We start from the raw sequence: 17,761 nt of genomic DNA on the forward strand, positions 1-17,761 counted from the left end.
CGCCGCCGTTACGGCCACTTCACCTCGGGCGGCATGCTCATCAGGATGGCCTCGGTGTTGCCGCCGGTCTTCAGGCCGAAGGTCGTCCCGCGGTCGTAGAGCAGGTTGAACTCGACGTAGCGGCCGCGTCGGATCAGCTGGTGCTCGCGCTGCTCCGGGGTCCAGGGCCGGTTCATGTGGCGGCGGACCAGGGCGGGGAAGACCTCCAGGAAGGCCAGCCCGACGTCGCGGGTGAAGGCGAAGTCGGCCTCCCAGTTCCCGGAATCCAGGTTGTCGTAGAAGATGCCGCCGACGCCGCGCGCCTCGCCCCGGTGCGGCAGGAAGAAGTAGCGGTCGCACCACTCCTTATAACGCGCGTAGCAGGTCGGGTCGTGGCGGTCGCAGGCGCCGCGGAAGGCGGCGTGGAAGTCGGCGGTGTCCTGCTCGTCCGGGACCATCGGGGTCAGGTCGGCGCCGCCGCCGAACCAGCCGATGCTGGTCACGATGTGGCGCGTGTTCATGTGGGTGGCCGGCACGAGCGGCGAACGCATGTGCGCGACGAGGCTGATCCCCGACGCCCAAAACCGCCCGTCCTCCGCGGCGCCGGGAATGTTGGCGCGGAATTCCGGGCTGAAGGTGCCGTGCACCGTGGAGACGTTGACGCCCACCTTCTCGAACACGCGGCCCCGCATCACCGACATCACGCCGCCGCCGCCCTCGCCGCCGCCATGGTCGGGGCGCTGCCAGCTCTTGCGCTCGAAGCGGCCCGGCGGCAGGTCGGAATGGGTGCCGGTCAGCTCGTCCTCGATCCGTTCGAACTCGGCGCAGATGCGGTCGCGCAGCTCGGCGAACCAGGCGCTGGCCCGGGCCTGACGGGCGGCTTTGATGTCCATGGCGTCGGTGGGGGAGGTGGTCATGGGCGGGCGTCCGGCGTCGGTCAGGGCAAAGGAAGGGGCGAGGGGCTCGGCAATGCGGCCGTCTGCCGCAGGGCCTCACCCAACACCATCGCGGCACTCAGCGCAACATTCAGCGACCGGGCGGGCGGCTTCAAGGGAATGACCAGCCGGGCGTCGGCGGCCTCGTGCACGTCGTCGGGCACCCCGGCGCTCTCGCGCCCGACCATGATGCGGTCGTCCGGCGCGAAGGCGAACTCCGTGTAGGGAACGGCGCCGCGGGTGGTCAGCAGGACCAGCCGCCCGGTCTGCGGCAGCGCCCGGTAGGCGGCCCAGGAGCTGTGCCGGACCAGGGCAAGCTGGTCGATGTAGTCCATGCCGGCCCGCCGCAGCTTGCGGTCGTCCAGAACGAAGCCGCAGGGCTCGATCAGGTCCAGCGGCACCCCGAGTCCCGCCGCCAGACGCATCAGAGTCCCGGCGTTCTGGGGAATGTCCGGTTCGAAGAGAACGAGGCGCATGAAATTCCCTTTTGGTTCAGCGAAGTCTAATGGTGCACTGCAAAGCGCGACAAGTTGTCCCGATGACAAAACCTTTTCAAGGCGTTGCCGCGACTGTATACCGCACCCCGGATACCCGGGAGATACAACCCCGGTCGACGCGGCGCGCACCCACCCACCCAGTGAGCGGACATGCCCGTCAAGTCGTGATAAACACTGGTCCACGTGTCATAGGGCGCTTCGGCGCGCCGCGTATGCCTTGAGGAGATTAACGCTTATGGCTCAGACCACGCATCCGCCCGGGACGGGTGGCCACGCGGCCCCCGGCGGCGAGGGGGCTTCCCGCCGTGATTTTCTCTACCTCGCCACCGGGGCCGTGGGTGCCGTTGGTGTCGCGTCGGCCGTCTGGCCGTTCATCGACAGCATGAACCCGGCCGCCGACACCCTCGCGCTGGCTTCGATCGACGTGGATCTGGCCCCGGTCCAGGAAGGCCAGGCGATCACCGTCACCTGGCGCGGCAAGCCGGTCTTCGTCCGCCACCGTACGGCGAAGGAGATCGAGGAGGCCCGCACCGTCAACCTCGGCGAGCTGCGCGACCCGGCCGCCGACGACGCCCGCGTCAAGAAGCCGGAATGGCTGATCGTCGTCGGCATCTGTACGCACTTGGGCTGCGTGCCGCTGGGGCAGAAGCCGACCGATCCGCGCGGCGACTACGACGGCTGGTTCTGCCCGTGCCACGGCTCGCACTACGACACCGCAGGGCGCATCCGCAAGGGTCCCGCCCCGGCCAACCTCGTCGTTCCGCAGTACGCTTTCACGAGCGACACCGCGGTCCGGCTCGGCTAAGCGGCCCTTAAGGTTCTGGAGACCCCAAGATGGCTCAGGCTCACGCCCCCCAGTTCAAGAATCCCGTCGTGAAGTGGATCGACAGCCGCCTGCCGATCTTCACGATGCTGGACCATGAGTACAACCAGTATCCGATGCCCCGGAACGTCAACTATCTGTGGGCGTTCGGTGCCATCGCCGGCATCATGCTGGTCATCATGATCGCCACCGGCCTCGTGCTGGCGATGCAGTATGCCGCGCACACGACCATCGCCTTCGACTCGGTCGAGCGCATCATGCGCGACGTCAACTACGGCTGGCTGTTGCGCTACGTCCACGCCAACGGCGCGTCGATGTTCTTCATCGCCGTCTACATCCACATGTTCCGCGGTCTCTACTACGGCTCCTACAAGGCGCCGCGCGAGATCCTGTGGATCCTCGGCGTGCTGATCCTGCTGGCCATGATGGCGACCGCCTTCATGGGCTACGTGCTGCCGTGGGGCCAGATGAGCTTCTGGGGCGCCACCGTCATCACGAACCTGTTCTCGGCCTTCCCGCTGGTCGGCGACCCGATCGTGACCTGGCTGTGGGGCGGCTTCTCGGTCGACAACCCGACGCTGAACCGCTTCTTCGCGCTGCACTTCCTGCTGCCGTTCGTGCTGCTGGGCCTGGTGATCCTCCACACCGCCGCCCTGCACGTCTCCGGCTCCAACAACCCGCTGGGCATCGACGCCAAGGGCCCGCAGGACACCGTGCCGTTCAACCCGTACGTCACGATCAAGGACGGCTTCGCGGTCGTCGTGTTCCTGATCTTCTACGCGGCCTTCGTCTTCTTCGCCCCGAACTACCTCGGCCACCCGGACAACTACATTCCGGCCAACCCGCTGGTCACGCCGGCGCACATCGTTCCGGAATGGTACTTCCTGCCGTTCTACGCGATCCTGCGCGCAATCCCGGACAAGCTGGGCGGCGTGCTCGCCATGTTCGGCGCCATCGCGGTGCTGGCGGCCCTGCCGTGGCTCGACACCTCCAAGGTGCGCAGCTGCAAGTTCCGTCCGATCTACCGCCAGTTCTTCTGGATCCTGGCCATCGACGCCCTGGTCCTTGGCTACGCCGGCGCGATGCCCGCGGAAGGCGTGTGGCTGCTGGTCGCCCGCATCGGCACGGCCTACTACTTCTTCCACTTCCTGATCCTGCTGCCGCTGCTGGGCAAGCTGGAGCGTCCGCTGCCGCTTCCCGCCAGCATCTGCGAACCGGTTCTGAAGGGCGGTGGCCGCGTTGCCGCCGGCGCCCACGCCAAGCCCATGGAGAAGGCATAATGCGCTCTCTGAAGTCTGCCATCCTCTCCGCGGCCTTCGCCCTGGGCCTGGCCGGCGCCGCGCAGGCGTCGGAAGCGGTGCACATTCCCAAGCAGGAGTGGTCGCACAGCGGCGTCTTCGGCACCATCGACAAGGCCTCGGCGCAGCGCGGCTTCCAGATCTACAAGGAAGTCTGCTCGACCTGTCACTCGGCCAAGCTGGTCCCGATCCGCACGCTCGCCGGCATCGGCTTCAACGAGGACGAGTTGAAGGCGATCGCCGCCGGCTATGAGGTCCAGGCCGGTCCGAACGACGCGGGCGAGATGTTCATGCGTCCGGGCATCCCGGCCGACCGTTTCCCGTCGCCGTTCCCCAACGACAACGCCGCCCGCGCCGCCAACAACGGCGCCCTGCCGCCGGACCTGTCGCTGATGGCGAAGGCCCGCGTCGGCGGTGAGGACTACCTCTACGCCTTCCTGACCGGCTTCGAGGAGAACCCGCCGGAAGGCGTGACCTTGATGCCGGGCATGAACTACAACAAGTACTTCCCGGGTCATCAGGTGGGCATGCCCAACATCCTGATGCCGGACGGCGTGACCTACGCCGACGGCACCCCGGCGACGGTGCAGCAGCAGGCCCACGACATCAGCACCTTCCTGACCTTCATCGCCGAGCCGCACATGGATGCGCGCAAGCAGATGGGCGTGAAGGTGATCCTGTTCCTGATCGTGCTGGCCGGCCTGATGTACGCCACCAAGCGCAAGCTGTGGAGCACCCTGCACTGAGCCGTTGTCCGGCTCTGTGCGGAGGCTTGAGACTGGACAGGGCGCCTTCGGGCGCCCTGTTCTTTTGTGGCCGAGGTTCTTTTCCCGACGACCCCATTCCCAGGCGAAGGTGGTGCAGATGACCGACAGGCTGATCGACGAGATCGTGGATTTCTGGTTCGACGAGGCGATGAAGCCCTATTGGTTCCGCCAGTCCGACAGTTTCGACCGGACGGTGCGCGACACGCTGCTTCCCCATCACGAGGCGGCGGCGGCGGGCCGGTACGATCACTGGCTGGAGGATGTGGACGGCTGTCTGGCGCTTTGCGTCCTGCTGGATCAGGTGCCGCGCAACGTCTTCCGCGGCACGCCGCGGGCCTTCGCGACCGACGGCAAGGCGCTGGCGGTGGCGCGCCATGTGGTCGAGCAGGGCTACGACCTGGAATGCAGCGAGGACGAGCGGATCTTCCTCTATCTGCCGTTCGAGCATCAGGAGGACATGGACTGCCAGGAGCTGTCCTGCACCCTGTTCCGGGAACGGGTCAGCGACCCGGAGGTCGTGGATTACGCCGAACGCCACCGCGCGGTCATCGCCCGCTTCGGCCGCTTCCCCCATCGCAACGCCGTCCTCGGCCGCGAGACGACGCCGGAGGAGGCGGAATTCCTCAAGGAACCGGGCTCGTCCTTCTGACGGCGTCACCACCCTCGGAAACCCCGGGGTCAAGCCAGCGCTTCAGGGCGGCCAGCAATTCGGGGCGACGGACCGGCTTGGGCACGTAATCGTTCATACCGGCGAACACGCAGCGGTCGCGGTCCTCGGCGAAGCCGTGCGCGGTGACCGCGATGATCGGCACCGCGGCGCGGGGGCCGGTCATCGCCCGGATGGCCAGGGTCGCAGCGATCCCGTCCACCTCCGGCATGGCGACGTCCATCAGCACGGCGTCGTAGGGCGCCTTCGCTGTGGCGACGGAGGTGACGGCCTCCGCCCCGCCGTCCGCGGTGTCAACGGTGAAGCCGGCCTTGCGCATCAGCGCCGCGGTCAGCAGCCGGTTTGTGGGGCTGTCGTCCACCACCAGCAGACGCCCGCCGCGCGCCAGGGACCAGGCGATCAGCCGATCCTCATCGGGCGACTGCGGCATTCCGGAGGACGCCGGCGCGGCGCGCGGCACCGCCTCGGTCTGAGAAGCGTCTTGCGGCTGTCGGTGCAGAATGGTGTGGTTCACGACGAGCCTTTGGCATTTTGCAAATCAAATTGCGCCGAACCGCCACAGACCCTCGGTTTTCCGAGACGATAAGATGGCCGGCCCGTCCGTGCCAAGCAAAGGGTGGGCCAATTGGTTACGAGATCGAACTTTTCCCGCCGCCCGCACTGGGAGGGATCGGGAACGCCAGCGTGGAGAGGAATGATGGGACTGGTTGATCGGCTCTGGGTGGCTTTCGCGGCCCTGAACGGCGCCGTCGCGGTGGGGGCTGGGGCCTATGCCAGCCACGGGCTTGCCGGCGACCCGCGCGAGCAGGAGTTGTTCCGGTTGGCCGGGCAATATCAGATGTGGCACGCGCTGGCCTTGGTCGCCCTGGTCGCGCTGCTGCGCACCGCCGACGGTCCGGCGCGTCTGGCGCTGCGCCTGTCGGGATGGCTCTTCGTGGCCGGGATCCTGCTCTTCAGCGGAACGCTCTACGCCACGGCCACCAGCGGCCCGCTGCCCATCGCCATGACGGCCCCGACCGGCGGCAGCGCCTTTATCCTGGGCTGGCTGATCCTGGCGCTGGCGGTTCTTCTGTTCGGGCGGCGCTTCTTCGGACGGGTCTGAGGCGAGAAGGAAGGGTGCTCAGGCCGACGCGCTGCTGGGTTCTTCGGCGGAGGCGGGGGAACCCTCGTCCTTCTTGCGGGCGACGGGTGCGCAGAACAGATCGTGGAGCGTCGCCATGATGGTCTGCGCCTCGTGCCCGTTCAGCGAGTAGTAGATGTTCTGGGCGGCGCGCCGCGTCCGCACCAGCTTGTCGCGGCGCAGGCGGGCCAGATGCTGGGACAGCGCCGACTGGCTGAGGTCGACCAACTCCTCCAACTCGCCGACCGATTTCTCACCCTCGGTCAGGTAGCACAGGATGAGCAGACGGCGCTCGTTGCTCATGGCTTTGAGCAACGTGCTGGCCCGCCGTGCGTTGCTCTGCAGATCGGCAATGTTCATGAAACGACCGTTTCTGTCGGCGTCTGGCAACAGCGAGCCGTTGCGCCCAATCCTTGCGCCGCAGCACCGCCGTTTATCGTTCGTGTTCAATCATATGGAAGAGTGTACCGCGCTGTCTACCCGTGGATGTCCCGTAGTCGAAAGAATGTTCCCCGGTTCATGACATCCCGGTTCTGAAATCATGGTTCAACGGGTTGAGGCGCGCGCGCCGCCGTTCTAGACTCGCGGCCTGGAATTGTCGCGGCGGAACCCGAAGGAGTGCAAGGAACGATGGCCGACCAGACGCTTGACGCCAAAGGGCTGCAGTGCCCGTTGCCGGTGCTGCGCGCGCGCAAGGCGCTGAAGACGGTCCCTATCGGATCCACGCTGACCGTCGAGGCGACCGACCCCAGCGCGCCCAAGGATTTCGCCGCCTTCTGCGAAGCCACCGGCAACCGGCTGGCCTCCAGCGTGGAGGAGGAGGGCGTCTACCGCTTTGTGATCGAGCGCAGCGCCTGAGGCCGCAAAGGGGGCGCGCCTGCACGTCCGCCGCGAAAAAGGGGTGGGAGCGGCGGTTGGGGGATGTGACGATAAGCCCTGCAATCAGCCTGTACTTTCATTAGCGATCCAGGAAGAATGGGTGCAGGGAAATGCCTCGAACACGAACGAAAAAGACAGAAAAGCATGTTCACCACCCTGTTCACCCACGCCGCCTGCCTGGACCACGACACAGGGCTGGGCCATCCGGAATGCGCCGACCGGCTTCGTGCGGTGCTGGCGGCTCTTGAAACCGAAGAATTCTACATGCTCGAACGGCAGGAGGCGCCGCTCGCCACCCTGGAGCAGCTCTCCCGGGCGCACCCGCGGGAGCATGTGGAGCGCATCTTGGCCCTCGTGCCCGAGCAGGAGCACGCCGGCATCGACGCCGACACGGTGATGTCTCCCGGTTCGGGCGAGGCCGCCTTGCGCGCCGCCGGGGCGGTGGTTGCGGCGGTCGATGCGGTGGCGTCGGGCCATTCGCGCAACGCTTTCTGCGCCGTGCGCCCGCCGGGGCACCACGCCGAGCATGAAAAGGCCATGGGCTTCTGCCTGTTCAACAACGCCGCGGTCGGCGCCTATCACGCCCGGGCGGTGCACGGGCTCCAGCGGGTGGCGGTGATGGATTTCGACGTCCATCACGGCAACGGCACACAGGACATCTTCCAGCGCGATCCGGACCTGCTCTATTGCTCCACCCACCAGTCGCCGCTCTATCCCGGCACGGGCGACGCGGGGGAGAAGGGCGAGTACGGCAACTGCGTCAACGCGCCGCTCGCGGCCATGTCCGGCTCGCCGGAGTTCCGGCACGCGATGACCCACATCATCCTGCCGGCCATTGACCATTTCAAACCGGACCTGCTGATCATCTCCGCCGGATTCGACGCCCATTCGCGCGACCCGCTGGCCGGTCTGCACCTGACCGACGACGACTTCGCCTGGGCGACGCGCAAGCTGGGCGATCTGGCCCGTACCCATTGCGGCGCCCGCATCGTGTCCGTGCTGGAGGGCGGCTACAACCTGCGCGCCCTGGCGTCGGCCTCCGCGGCGCATGTGCGCGAATTGATGTATTGCTGAACTTTCCGATTCTTCCGGCCAATTCTTCCGGCTAGGCCCGTGGTGGGAGCGTGATACGCCCGCCGCGGGCCTTGCGCATTTGGGGGTTGAGCCATAATTTCGGTTTTCGGTCCCATCGCGGGCACCCCATCGTATGGATCATTGGCCGGATGGATCATGGCTGACCTCGCTAACATTCCCCCCGACATCGCCGCCCTCAGCTTCGAGGACGCGCTGGCCGAACTGGAGCGCATCGTGCGCCAGCTCGAGGACGGGCGCGGCAAGCTCGACGACGCGATCTCCTCCTACGAGCGCGGCACCGCGCTGAAGCGGCATTGCGAGGCGAAGCTGCGGGAGGCCCAGGCCAAGATCGACCGCATCACCATTGCCGCCGACGGCACCCTCGGCACCGAACCCGCCCGGATCGACTGACGTGCAGACCGACCTCAAGACAGCCATGGCCGACATGGCGGCGGATGTGGAACGTGCGATCCTGCACCTCCTGCCGACCACCGACCTCCCCGAATCGCGTGTGCTGGAGGCGATGCGCTACGGCTGCCTGAACGGCGGCAAGCGGCTGCGCCCCTTCCTGGTGTGCCAATCCGCGGCGCTGTTCGGCGTCAATCCGGACTGCGCGCTGCGCGTCGCGGTGGCGGTGGAGTTCGTCCACAGCTACTCTCTGGTCCACGACGACCTGCCGGCGATGGACAACGGCGAGCTGCGCCGCGGTCAGCCGACCGTGCATCGCAAATTCGACGAGGCGACCGCCATCCTGGCCGGCGACGGCCTGCTGACCTACGCCTTCGAGGTTCTGGCCGATCCGGCGACCCACGAGGATCCGAACGTGCGCTGCCAGCTCGTGGCGGCGCTCGCCAAGGCGGCCGGGCCGCACGGCATGGTCGGCGGCCAGATGCTCGACCTGATCGCCGAGCATGAAGCCTTCGACCTCGGCACCACCACCCGGCTCCAGCGCATGAAGACCGGCGACATGATCGCCTTTTCCTGCGAGGCCGGCGGCATTCTGGGCAAGGCCCCGCCGCCGCAGCGCCTTGCGCTGCGCGCCTACGCCCACGATCTTGGGCTGGCCTTCCAGATCGTCGACGACCTGCTGGACGTCGAAGGCACGGAAGCAGAGACCGGGAAGTCGGTCGGGCGCGACGCGGAGGCCGGAAAGTCGACCTTCGTGTCCATCCTCGGGCGGGACCGCGCCCGCTCGCAGGCCGCGATGCTGGCCGTCCAGGCCAAGGCGCACCTGGAGATCTTTGACGGGCGCGCCGATATTCTCAAAGCGGTCGCCGACTTCGTCGTCGCGCGGCGGACCTGAACGGAGGACGTTTTGAACGTGACCCCCAACGACAAGACGCCGCTTCTCGACCTCGTCCGCACCCCCGCCGACCTGCGGGCGCTCAAGCCCGAACAGCTTCGGCAGGTGGCCGACGAGCTGCGGACGGAAACCATCAGCGCGGTGTCGGTGACTGGCGGTCATCTGGGCGCCGGGCTGGGGGTGGTCGAGCTGACCGTCGCCCTGCATTACGTGTTCCAGACCCCGGCCGACCGGCTGATCTGGGACGTCGGGCACCAGTGCTACCCGCACAAGATCCTGACCGGGCGCCGCGACCGCATCCGCACGCTGCGCACCGGCGGCGGGTTGTCGGGCTTCACCAATCGGTCGGAAAGCGAGTACGACCCGTTCGGCGCCGGCCACAGCTCCACCTCCATCTCGGCGGGCCTGGGCATGGCGGTGGCGCGCGACCAGTTGGGCCGCGACAACCATGTGATCGCCGTGATCGGCGACGGCGCGATGAGCGCCGGCATGGCCTATGAGGCGATGAACAACGCGGGGTCGGCGAACAGCAAGCTGATCGTCATCCTGAACGACAACGACATGTCCATCGCCCCGCCGGTCGGCGCGATGAGCGCGTACCTGTCGCGGCTGATCTCGTCGAAGCCCTACCTCAGCCTGCGCCACCTGGCGAAGGACATCGCGGAGCAGCTGCCGCGCCCGCTGCGCACGGCGGCGCGCCGGGCGGAGGAATACGCCCGCGGCATGGTCACCGGCGGCACGCTGTTCGAGGAGATGGGCTTCTATTACATCGGTCCGATCGATGGTCACAATCTGGACCATCTCCTGCCGGTGCTCCAGAACGTGCGCGACGCCGGGGACGACAAACCCGTCCTGATCCACGTCGTCACCAAGAAGGGCAAGGGCTACGGCCCCGCCGAGGCGTCGGCCGACAAGCTGCACGCGGTGGCCAAGTTCGACGTCGTCACCGGCGCCCAGTCCAAGCCCAAGTCCAACGCCCCGACCTACACCCGCGTCTTCGCCAACGCCCTGATCGCCGAGGCCGAACGCGACCCCAAGGTCCTCGGCATCACCGCGGCCATGCCGTCCGGCACCGGGCTGGATCTGTTCGGCCAGCGCTTCCCCGACCGCTGCTTCGACGTCGGCATTGCCGAGCAGCACGCCGTGACCTTCGCCGCCGGGCTGGCGACGGAGGGCTTCAAGCCTTTCTGCGCGATCTATTCGACCTTTCTGCAGCGCGCTTACGACCAGGTGGTGCACGACGTGGTGCTGCAGCGCCTGCCGGTGCGGTTCGCGCTCGATCGCGCCGGTCTGGTCGGGGCGGATGGGGCGACCCACGCCGGGGCCTTCGACGTGGCCTATCTCGGCTGCCTGCCCGACATCGTGCTGATGGCGGCGGCGGACGAGCTGGAGCTGATGCACATGGTGGCGACCAGCGCCACCATCGATGACCGCGCTTCGGCGCTGCGCTACCCGCGCGGCGAGGGGGTGGGGCTGGAACTGCCGGAGCGCGGCGAGGTGCTGCCCATCGGCAAGGGCCGCATCCTTCAGGAGGGCAGCAAGGTGGCGATCCTCAGCTACGGCACGCGTCTGGCCGAGGCGCGCAAGGCGGCGGCGGAGCTGGGCGCGCGTGGCCTGTCGACGACGGTGGCGGACGCGCGCTTCGCCAAGCCGCTGGATGTGGAACTGGTGCGCCGTCTGGCGCTGGATCACGAAGTGCTGATCACCATCGAGGAGGGCTCGGTCGGCGGCTTCGGCAGCTTCGTGCTGCAGCACCTCGCGATGACCGGGTTGCTGGACGGCGGGTTGAAGATCCGTCCGATGGTCCTGCCCGACCGCTTCCTCGACCATGACAACCCGGCCAAGCAGTATGAGGAAGCCGGTCTGGCCGCCCGCCACATCGTCGCCACCGTGCTGCAGGCGTTGGGGATCGAGGCGGCGGCGGTGCGGGCCTGAAGCCTCAAGGAAAGCGCTGCCGCCCGACCCCAAGATCCCAACCTGGACGAAGGGGCTAATGCCATTAGCCTAAGGTTGAGCGGGGCGCTTTCTCTGGTGCGGCTGGGACCGCTGTCTTACAATTCGAAAACAATAGATAATTAACGTTTCCGGCGGGACTGGGTTTGTCGAACATGCCTCAGGTGTTTGCAGCGGGTGCTGGGCGCGCATCCGACGAAAACGGCGCATCGGCTCAGGATGGTCCGGGGATGTTCCGGTCCATCGTCGAGTCGTCTCCGACGCCGACCGCCGTGATCGACGGGGCGTCCTTTCGTTGTCTTTATGCCAACGCGACCATGCGCGCCCTGGGCTTGGAGCCGGGTCATCCTCTGACAGACCGCTTCCCGGAGGTCTCCGCCGAGCGCGTTGCCCAGACGTTGAGCAACGGCGAGGGAGCCCGCCTGCGGATCGCCGGACCGGAGGAAGTGTCCTGGAACCTGGATTTGGCCGCATTGGACGGCGGACCGTCGTTGCTGGTCACCCTGCGTCCCACCGAATCCGAATCGACCGAGACCGCGCACCATCACGCGCGTGAGGTCAGCCACCGGGTCAAGAACACGCTCCAGCTCGTATCCAGCCTGCTGACGCTCCAGACCCTGTCGGCCAAGGACCCGGACATGCGCCGTGCCTTTCAGGAGGCGTGCAGCCGCATCGGTACGGTGACCCAGGCGCATCAGCGCGTTCACGCCGCCGCCCGTGGCAGCCTTGTCGATTTCGGAGCCTATCTGAGAGACGCCTGCCGGGAGATGGAAAGCCACTTTGCGGTGGGTGGGCCGGAACGGCGCATCGCGGTGACGGTGGAACAGGCGATGCTGCCGGTGGATTCGGTGATCCCGCTCGCCCTCATTCTCAATGAACTGGTTGGAAACGCCACCAAATACGCCTACGCCGCGGGCAGCCCGGGAGACATCGAGGTCAGCCTCGTGCCGCGCGACGAAGGCGGCCGCCGCTTGACCGTGGCCGACCACGGGCGCGGCCTGCCTCCGGGTTTCGAGGTGGCGCGGGCCGACTCGCTGGGCATGAAGGTGGCGCGGGCCTTCGCCGGCCAATTGAAGGGCAAGTTGCGCGCGGAGCCGAATGCTCCCGGCGCGCGCTTTGTCCTCGACCTTCCTTTCTGACCGTCCGCCGTCGTTGACGGTTCATCGCCTCTTGCCGAACGCCGCGTCCTGCGCCATGCATCCACCCTTGCCGACGGGGGAGATGTGAGATGGCGCGGGTGCGTGCGGACGTGGCGCTGGTGGAGCGCGGGCTGGCCGAAAGCCGGGCCAAGGCGCAGGCGCTGATCCTGGCCGGGCTGGTCTATTCCGACACCAAGCGCATCGACAAGGCCGGCGATCCCATCGCTGTGGACGCTCCGCTGTCGGTGAAGGGGCAGGACCATCCCTGGGTGTCGCGCGGCGGGCTGAAGCTGGCCAAGGGGCTGGACGTCTTCGGTTTCGACCCCACCGGCCTGACCGCCGTAGACGTGGGCGCCTCGACCGGCGGCTTCACCGACGTGCTGCTGACCCGCGGCGCCGCCAAGGTTTACGCGGTGGACGTCGGGCATGGGCAATTGGCTTGGAAGCTGCGCAATGACCCGCGGGTGGTCGTGCTGGAAAAGACCAACGCCCGCCACCTGACCAGCGCCGAGATTCCCGACCCCGTGGACATGGTGGTGTGCGACGCCAGTTTCATCGGGTTGGAGGTGGTGCTGCCTGCGGCGCTCGCCCTGGCCGTGCCGGGCGGGCGGCTCGTCGCCCTCATCAAACCGCAGTTCGAGGTCGGCAAGGGCCGCGTCGGCAAGGGCGGGGTGGTGCGCGAGCCGCACCTGCACCAGGAGGTCTGCGACCGCATCCGCGCTTGGCTCGACGCGCTTCCGGGTTGGCGGGTGCTCGACGTCACCGAGAGCCCGATCACCGGCCCCGAAGGGAACAAGGAGTTCCTGATCGGGGCGGTCAAGGACCTCTGGATAGAACCGTAAACTGTTGCGAGAGCACCCATAAACCGCACTCCGCGGAACCATGAAATGGTCCGCAACAATCGTGTGCTCTCAGCGAAATGAAAAATGAATGTCCTGCTGGTGAACGCTCACCGCAGGAGGCTCTCCATGTCGCGCAGCGTTGCATTGCGCTCCTCGGGGATCCGATCTTGCTTCTGTCGCGCGGAGTTCGAGACCGGACGCGTCTCCTACGATGTGATTGCTCTGCCCACCGCTCACGGTATCTGCGACAGCGTGTATTGGCAACCCCGGGCTGCGCTGGATCATCGACCGCATCCATGTCCTCAAGCCAATCCGCTTCCAGTCGCTGAGCCGCAACGAGATCGGTGACCGCATCCCGGTTGCCTCGGTGCGCCATGCCATGCGGAACGGTGCCTTTCAGACCCTGCCGCGAGTCGCCGCCGACAACCGGCAACGACGCGCCGCCACCATCTTGGTTGAGGTTGATTATCTCATCACCGCCCGCCTCACCCTGACCGATGACGCCCCGGTTGGGGACCGGCTGGACATCCCCCGTACTATCGTCACCCGCCGCGGCCAATGCTTCCGCTCTCCCTGCCTCGGCACCGGCGAGTTTCCGGCCGACGTCATGCTCTGGGAGGGCCCCCCGCCGATGCACGAACTCCCCGGCGACCAGCGCGACCGCGACCTCGGTCTCATGCTGCTGGACATCAATTACGCCAACAATCATGCCTCCCGCTTCTTTCCTGCCGTCCTGCGCGACGGCGTCATCGACGTTCCGCCTTTCGTTGCGGCGGCGGTGCGGCCATGAGCGTCCTTGCCGCTCTTGCGGCCCATTACGACCGGCTGGAACGCTGCCATTGACACCCCTTCGGCTTCACCCGCGAACGCATCACCTTCGGCCTCGTGCTGTCCACCAATGGTGAAGCCATCGCCTGCAACGATCTGCGGCTCGGGGCGAAGGGCCAGAGCCACGGGCGGCCGATGACGGTGCCACGCTCGTTCAAGCGGTCGGGGATCAAGCCTCCTCCGTTCTTCCTGTGGGACAACAGCCGTTATGTCCTCGGGCTTGGCCGCCCGGCAGAAGGGAGCGAACCACGGGCCTACGCCGACCGCGCCGCCGCCTTCCGCGACTGGCACGAGCTACTGTTCGACGGTACGGACGATCCCGGTCTGTTGGCCGTCCGGTGCTTCCTGCGCTCGTAGACCCCGGAGCGCTTCGGCCAGGCTCCGTTCTCACCGGCGTTGCTCGACCGCATCATTGTCTTCCGCCTTGTCGGCGACACCGATGCCGACGGCCGCCCCCGTTTCCTACACGACCGCCCGGCGGCACGAGCGGTGTGGGAGCCCCATGCCAGCGATGGCGACCGGCCCGAGGCGGTGTGCCTGGTCAGCGGCTGCACCGCGCCGACCGCCCGCCTGCATCCCGTCATCAAAGGCGTGTCGGGAGCCCGCAAGACCGGCGCCTCGCTGGTCTCCTTCCATCAGGCCGCCTTCACCTCCCACGGCAAGCGCCAGGGGGACAACGCCCCGGTGTCGGAGGCCGCCGCCTTTCGGTACGGCGCCGCGCTCAACGCCCTGTTGGCACCGGGCAGCCGCGCCACGCTGCGCATCGGCGACACTACCACGGTGTTCTGGGCCGACGCCGCCGTTCACGGCGAGGCAGCGGCCCGCCAGGTCGAGGCGTTGGTGACCGCCGCGCTGCGCCCCACCGGACCGCCTGATCCCCGTACGCGACGGGAACGACCGGCGGCAAGCCGGCCGGAGTTGGGATTGGCTGGGCGTTCCGTCTGCGGCCCAGGCCGTTGGGCTCGGGATCGACCCCGGCAGGTCGGTCGTCACTTGCGTGGGACAAACGCATGCTTTTTGAGCAGCTTGCGCATCAACTTACCGGCCGCGGCTTTGTCCCGGCGGCGCCGGATAAACAAATCCAGAATTTCACCCTCATCATCGACGGCTCGCCACAGATACATCAGCCGGCCGCCGATCCGTACGGCCATTTCATCCAAGTACCAGCGTGGGCTGGGCTTGGGACGTAGCCGCCCCAGGTTGCCGGAGATGGCCGGCACAAACTTCAGGACCCAGCGGCGGATGGTCTCGTAGGACACCTCCACGCCGCGTTCGGCTAACAACTCCTCGACATCCCGGTAACTAAGCGTGAACCGGAGATAGAGCCAGATCGCGTGCCGGATGACCGCGGGCGGAAATTGATGGCGGGCATACGAAAGCGGCGGCCTCCGAGCAAGATAAACCCGCGACTGGCGCGCCGCCACCGTTCCCGTGACAACGCCCGCTCGGCCTGCGCTCGGTGCCGTCGTCGGGCATGCCTTCGGCTGGCGCGCGACCTTCCTGTCCGTGGCGGTCATGGCCGTGGTGGCGATCGGCGGCATCACGGCCGGCGTGCGGCGCGACGCCAGCTCGGACGTCACATCGTTTCAAGGCCATTCCCCACCATAACACCCTGGGACTGAACATCTAGCGTAATACAGATCTTCACCCCACCCGCACATCATCCCGGATGCACGCCACCGAATGCCCCGGCGCCACCTCCCGCAGCGTCCGCGCCTCTGGCGCCGCACAAGCCGGCAACGCGAACGGACACCGGGTGCGGAAGACGCAGCCCGACGGCGGATTCATCGGGCTCGGCACGTCGCCGTCCAGAAGCATGCGAGACTTCGGCGCATCCGGGTCCGGGTCGGGGGCGGCCGACAGCAGGGCCATGGTGTAGGGGTGACGCGGGCGCTCGTAGAGCGAGTCGCTCGGAGCAATCTCCATCAGGCGACCGAGATACATCACCGCAACCCGATCGCTGATGTAGCGCACCACCGCCAGATCATGGGCGATGAACAGCACCGCCAGCCCCAGCTCGCGCTGCAGGTCGCCCAGCAGGTTCACCACCTGAGCCTGCACCGAGACGTCGAGCGCCGACACCGGCTCGTCCGCCACGATGAAGTCGGGCTCCACCGCCAGCGCGCGGGCGATGCCGATGCGCTGGCGCTGGCCGCCGGAGAATTCGTGCGGAAAGCGATCCATGGCATCGGCGGTCAGGCCGACCTTCTCCAAGAGCGCGGCCACACGGTCGCGGCGGTCGGCGCGGGTGCCGATGTTGTGGATCACCAGGGCCTCGCCGATCACGTCGCGCACGCGCTGGCGCGGGTCGAGGCTAGCATAGGGGTCCTGGAAGACGATCTGCATGCGGCGGCGCTGCGCCCGCATCTCGGCCGTCGGCAGGCCGGTGATCTCCTGTCCGTCGAAGCGGATGGAGCCCCCGGTCGGCTCGATCAGTCGCAGGATGCTGCGCCCGGCGGTGGTCTTGCCGGAGCCTGATTCGCCGACCAGCCCCAGCACCTCGCCGCGGTTCAGGTCGAAGGACAGGTCGTCCACCGCCTTCACCCAGCCGACCGGCCGTTGCAGCAGCCCACCGCGTACGGGAAAGCGCTTTTCCAGATTGCGCACGCTCAACAGGGGCTGTTCGGACACGGTGACGGCGGTCATTGCACATCTCTCCAGCGGCGGCAGCGGGCGGAATGGTCGGGGCCGACCGGCTCCAGAACGGGTTCGGCGGCGGTGCAGGCCGGCTCGGCCAGCGGGCAGCGCGTGGCGAAGGTGCACCCCCGCGGGCGGTTCAACGGGCTCGGCACGCTGCCGGGGATGGCGTGCAGCCGGCCGCCGTCGCCGCGGCGCTGGCCCAGATGCGGCATGCAGGCCAGAAGCCCGCGGGTGTAGGGGTGCTTCGGCGATTTCAGCAGGGAGCGGACATCGCCTTCCTCGACGATGCGACCGGCATACATCACCACTACCCGGTGAGCCACCTCCGCCACCACGCCCAGATTGTGGGTGATGAACAGGATGGAGGTGCCGGTCTCCTCCTGCAATCGCCGCATCAGGTCGAGGATCTGCGCCTGGATGGTCACGTCCAGCGCGGTGGTCGGCTCGTCGGCGATCAGCAGGGTGGGGCGGCAGGCCAGCGCCATGGCGATCATCACGCGCTGGCGCATGCCTCCCGACATCTGGTGCGGATATTCGTCCAATCGCCGCTCCGCCGCCGGGATGCCGACCTTCTTCAGCATGGCGAGCGCCTCCGCCCGCGCTGCCCGGCGGTCCAGCCCCTGGTGGTAGCGCAGCGCCTCGCCGATCTGGTCGCCGACGGTGTAGACCGGGTTCAGCGAGGTCATCGGCTCCTGGAAGATCATGCCGATCTCGTTGCCGCGAACGCTGCGCATGGCGCGCTCGCTGAGGCGGGCGAGGTCGCGCACCTGCCCGTCGCGGCCGCGGAACAGGATCTCGCCGCCGGCGATGATGCCAGGCGGCGACGGGATCAGCCGCATCGCTGACAGGCTGGTCACCGACTTGCCGCTGCCGGATTCGCCGACGACGGCCAACGTCTCGTTGCGGCGCACGGCGAAGGACACACCGTCCACCGCCTTCGACACGCCGGGATCGGCGGTGAAGTGGGTTTGCAGGTTGCGGATGTCGAGCGTGAGGTCAGTGTCCATGACGGGATCC

The 17,761-nt window shown here is 67.6% G+C and carries 19 protein-coding genes and 2 pseudogenes; 14 read left to right on the forward strand and 7 right to left on the reverse strand.

Annotated elements, in window-relative coordinates:
* Positions 1 to 8: 8 nt before the first annotated feature.
* Positions 9 to 896, reverse strand: a complete 888-nt coding sequence (hemF, locus tag H0B54_RS26090) for an oxygen-dependent coproporphyrinogen oxidase (protein WP_246472824.1) — start codon at positions 894 to 896, stop codon at positions 9 to 11.
* Between the two features lie 20 nt (positions 897 to 916).
* The gene (locus H0B54_RS26095; RefSeq protein ID WP_188262752.1) at positions 917 to 1,390 is read right to left on the reverse strand and encodes a tRNA (cytidine(34)-2'-O)-methyltransferase; all 474 of its coding nucleotides are present in this window, start codon (positions 1,388 to 1,390) and stop codon (positions 917 to 919) included.
* A 256-nt stretch (positions 1,391 to 1,646) separates the two neighbouring features.
* On the opposite strand from H0B54_RS26095, the gene petA reads away from it, so the two are divergent.
* The 4 genes from petA to H0B54_RS26115 all read left to right on the forward strand — a co-directional run bounded on the left by petA (position 1,647) and on the right by H0B54_RS26115 (position 4,948).
* Positions 1,647 to 2,216: a ubiquinol-cytochrome c reductase iron-sulfur subunit gene (petA, locus tag H0B54_RS26100; RefSeq protein WP_094305382.1), complete on the forward strand. Its 570-nt coding sequence runs from the start codon at positions 1,647 to 1,649 to the stop codon at positions 2,214 to 2,216.
* 29 nt (positions 2,217 to 2,245) lie between these two features.
* Entirely contained in the window at positions 2,246 to 3,514 is a 1,269-nt protein-coding gene (locus H0B54_RS26105) for a cytochrome b (RefSeq protein WP_094305383.1), read from the forward strand.
* Positions 3,514 to 4,278 (forward strand): cytochrome c1, encoded by a 765-nt coding sequence (locus H0B54_RS26110; RefSeq protein ID WP_188262753.1) that lies wholly within the window; start codon positions 3,514 to 3,516, stop codon positions 4,276 to 4,278. Before H0B54_RS26105 ends, H0B54_RS26110 begins: the two co-directional genes overlap by 1 nt.
* 118 nt (positions 4,279 to 4,396) lie before the next feature.
* Positions 4,397 to 4,948, forward strand: coding sequence for a DUF924 family protein (locus H0B54_RS26115; protein WP_188262754.1), 552 nt, complete (start codon positions 4,397 to 4,399; stop codon positions 4,946 to 4,948).
* Here the strand turns inward: H0B54_RS26115 and H0B54_RS26120 are convergent.
* Positions 4,923 to 5,480, reverse strand: coding sequence for a response regulator (locus tag H0B54_RS26120; protein ID WP_188262755.1), 558 nt, complete (start codon positions 5,478 to 5,480; stop codon positions 4,923 to 4,925). The two genes, H0B54_RS26115 and H0B54_RS26120, sit on opposite strands and share 26 nt — an antisense overlap.
* A gap of 180 nt (positions 5,481 to 5,660) precedes the next feature.
* Here H0B54_RS26120 and H0B54_RS26125 point away from each other — a divergent pair, with 180 nt between their 5' ends.
* Positions 5,661 to 6,068 carry a DUF423 domain-containing protein gene (locus H0B54_RS26125; protein WP_246472825.1) on the forward strand — a complete coding sequence of 136 codons (408 nt, stop codon included), beginning with the start codon at positions 5,661 to 5,663 and terminating at the stop codon, positions 6,066 to 6,068.
* Positions 6,069 to 6,086: 18 nt separating this feature from the next.
* Here H0B54_RS26125 and H0B54_RS26130 read toward each other — a convergent pair whose 3' ends face one another.
* Positions 6,087 to 6,446, reverse strand: a complete 360-nt coding sequence (locus H0B54_RS26130; RefSeq protein ID WP_094305386.1) for an ArsR/SmtB family transcription factor — start codon at positions 6,444 to 6,446, stop codon at positions 6,087 to 6,089.
* A gap of 270 nt (positions 6,447 to 6,716) precedes the next feature.
* Here H0B54_RS26130 and H0B54_RS26135 point away from each other — a divergent pair, with 270 nt between their 5' ends.
* From H0B54_RS26135 to H0B54_RS30055, 9 genes and pseudogenes are all read left to right on the forward strand, one after another.
* Positions 6,717 to 6,944: a sulfurtransferase TusA family protein gene (locus H0B54_RS26135; RefSeq protein ID WP_094305388.1), complete on the forward strand. Its 228-nt coding sequence runs from the start codon at positions 6,717 to 6,719 to the stop codon at positions 6,942 to 6,944.
* Between the two features lie 165 nt (positions 6,945 to 7,109).
* A complete protein-coding gene (locus H0B54_RS26140) occupies positions 7,110 to 8,039 on the forward strand; it encodes a histone deacetylase family protein (RefSeq protein ID WP_188262756.1) in 930 nt (309 codons plus the stop codon).
* 156 nt (positions 8,040 to 8,195) lie between these two features.
* Positions 8,196 to 8,450 (forward strand): exodeoxyribonuclease VII small subunit, encoded by a 255-nt coding sequence (locus H0B54_RS26145; protein WP_094305390.1) that lies wholly within the window; start codon positions 8,196 to 8,198, stop codon positions 8,448 to 8,450.
* 25 nt (positions 8,451 to 8,475) lie between these two features.
* Positions 8,476 to 9,342, forward strand: coding sequence for a polyprenyl synthetase family protein (locus H0B54_RS26150; protein ID WP_094305460.1), 867 nt, complete (start codon positions 8,476 to 8,478; stop codon positions 9,340 to 9,342).
* An 18-nt stretch (positions 9,343 to 9,360) separates the two neighbouring features.
* Positions 9,361 to 11,277, forward strand: a complete 1,917-nt coding sequence (gene dxs / locus H0B54_RS26155; RefSeq protein WP_188262757.1) for a 1-deoxy-D-xylulose-5-phosphate synthase — start codon at positions 9,361 to 9,363, stop codon at positions 11,275 to 11,277.
* A 248-nt stretch (positions 11,278 to 11,525) separates the two neighbouring features.
* Complete coding sequence (locus tag H0B54_RS26160) at positions 11,526 to 12,434, forward strand: histidine kinase dimerization/phosphoacceptor domain -containing protein (RefSeq protein ID WP_188262758.1); 909 nt, start codon at positions 11,526 to 11,528, stop codon at positions 12,432 to 12,434.
* 89 nt (positions 12,435 to 12,523) lie between these two features.
* Entirely contained in the window at positions 12,524 to 13,276 is a 753-nt protein-coding gene (locus H0B54_RS26165) for a TlyA family RNA methyltransferase (RefSeq protein WP_188262759.1), read from the forward strand.
* A gap of 217 nt (positions 13,277 to 13,493) precedes the next feature.
* Entirely contained in the window at positions 13,494 to 14,066 is a 573-nt protein-coding gene (locus H0B54_RS26170) for a type I-E CRISPR-associated protein Cas5/CasD (RefSeq protein ID WP_211109562.1), read from the forward strand.
* A gap of 68 nt (positions 14,067 to 14,134) precedes the next feature.
* Positions 14,135 to 14,965, forward strand: a pseudogene (locus H0B54_RS30055) (type I-C CRISPR-associated protein Cas8c/Csd1); the annotation flags it as partial.
* Between the two features lie 137 nt (positions 14,966 to 15,102).
* Here H0B54_RS30055 and H0B54_RS30060 read toward each other — a convergent pair.
* From H0B54_RS30060 to H0B54_RS26190, 3 genes and pseudogenes are all read right to left on the reverse strand, one after another.
* Positions 15,103 to 15,528: pseudogene (locus H0B54_RS30060) on the reverse strand (IS6 family transposase); the annotation flags it as partial.
* A gap of 220 nt (positions 15,529 to 15,748) precedes the next feature.
* The gene (locus tag H0B54_RS26185) at positions 15,749 to 16,750 is read right to left on the reverse strand and encodes an ABC transporter ATP-binding protein (RefSeq protein WP_188262762.1); all 1,002 of its coding nucleotides are present in this window, start codon (positions 16,748 to 16,750) and stop codon (positions 15,749 to 15,751) included.
* Positions 16,747 to 17,751 carry an ABC transporter ATP-binding protein gene (locus H0B54_RS26190; protein ID WP_188262763.1) on the reverse strand — a complete coding sequence of 335 codons (1,005 nt, stop codon included), beginning with the start codon at positions 17,749 to 17,751 and terminating at the stop codon, positions 16,747 to 16,749. Before H0B54_RS26190 ends, H0B54_RS26185 begins: the two co-directional genes overlap by 4 nt.
* Between the last annotated feature and the right edge of the window lie 10 nt (positions 17,752 to 17,761).

The sequence above is a fragment of the Azospirillum tabaci genome (assembly GCF_014596085.1).
Lineage (GTDB): Bacteria > Pseudomonadota > Alphaproteobacteria > Azospirillales > Azospirillaceae > Azospirillum > Azospirillum tabaci.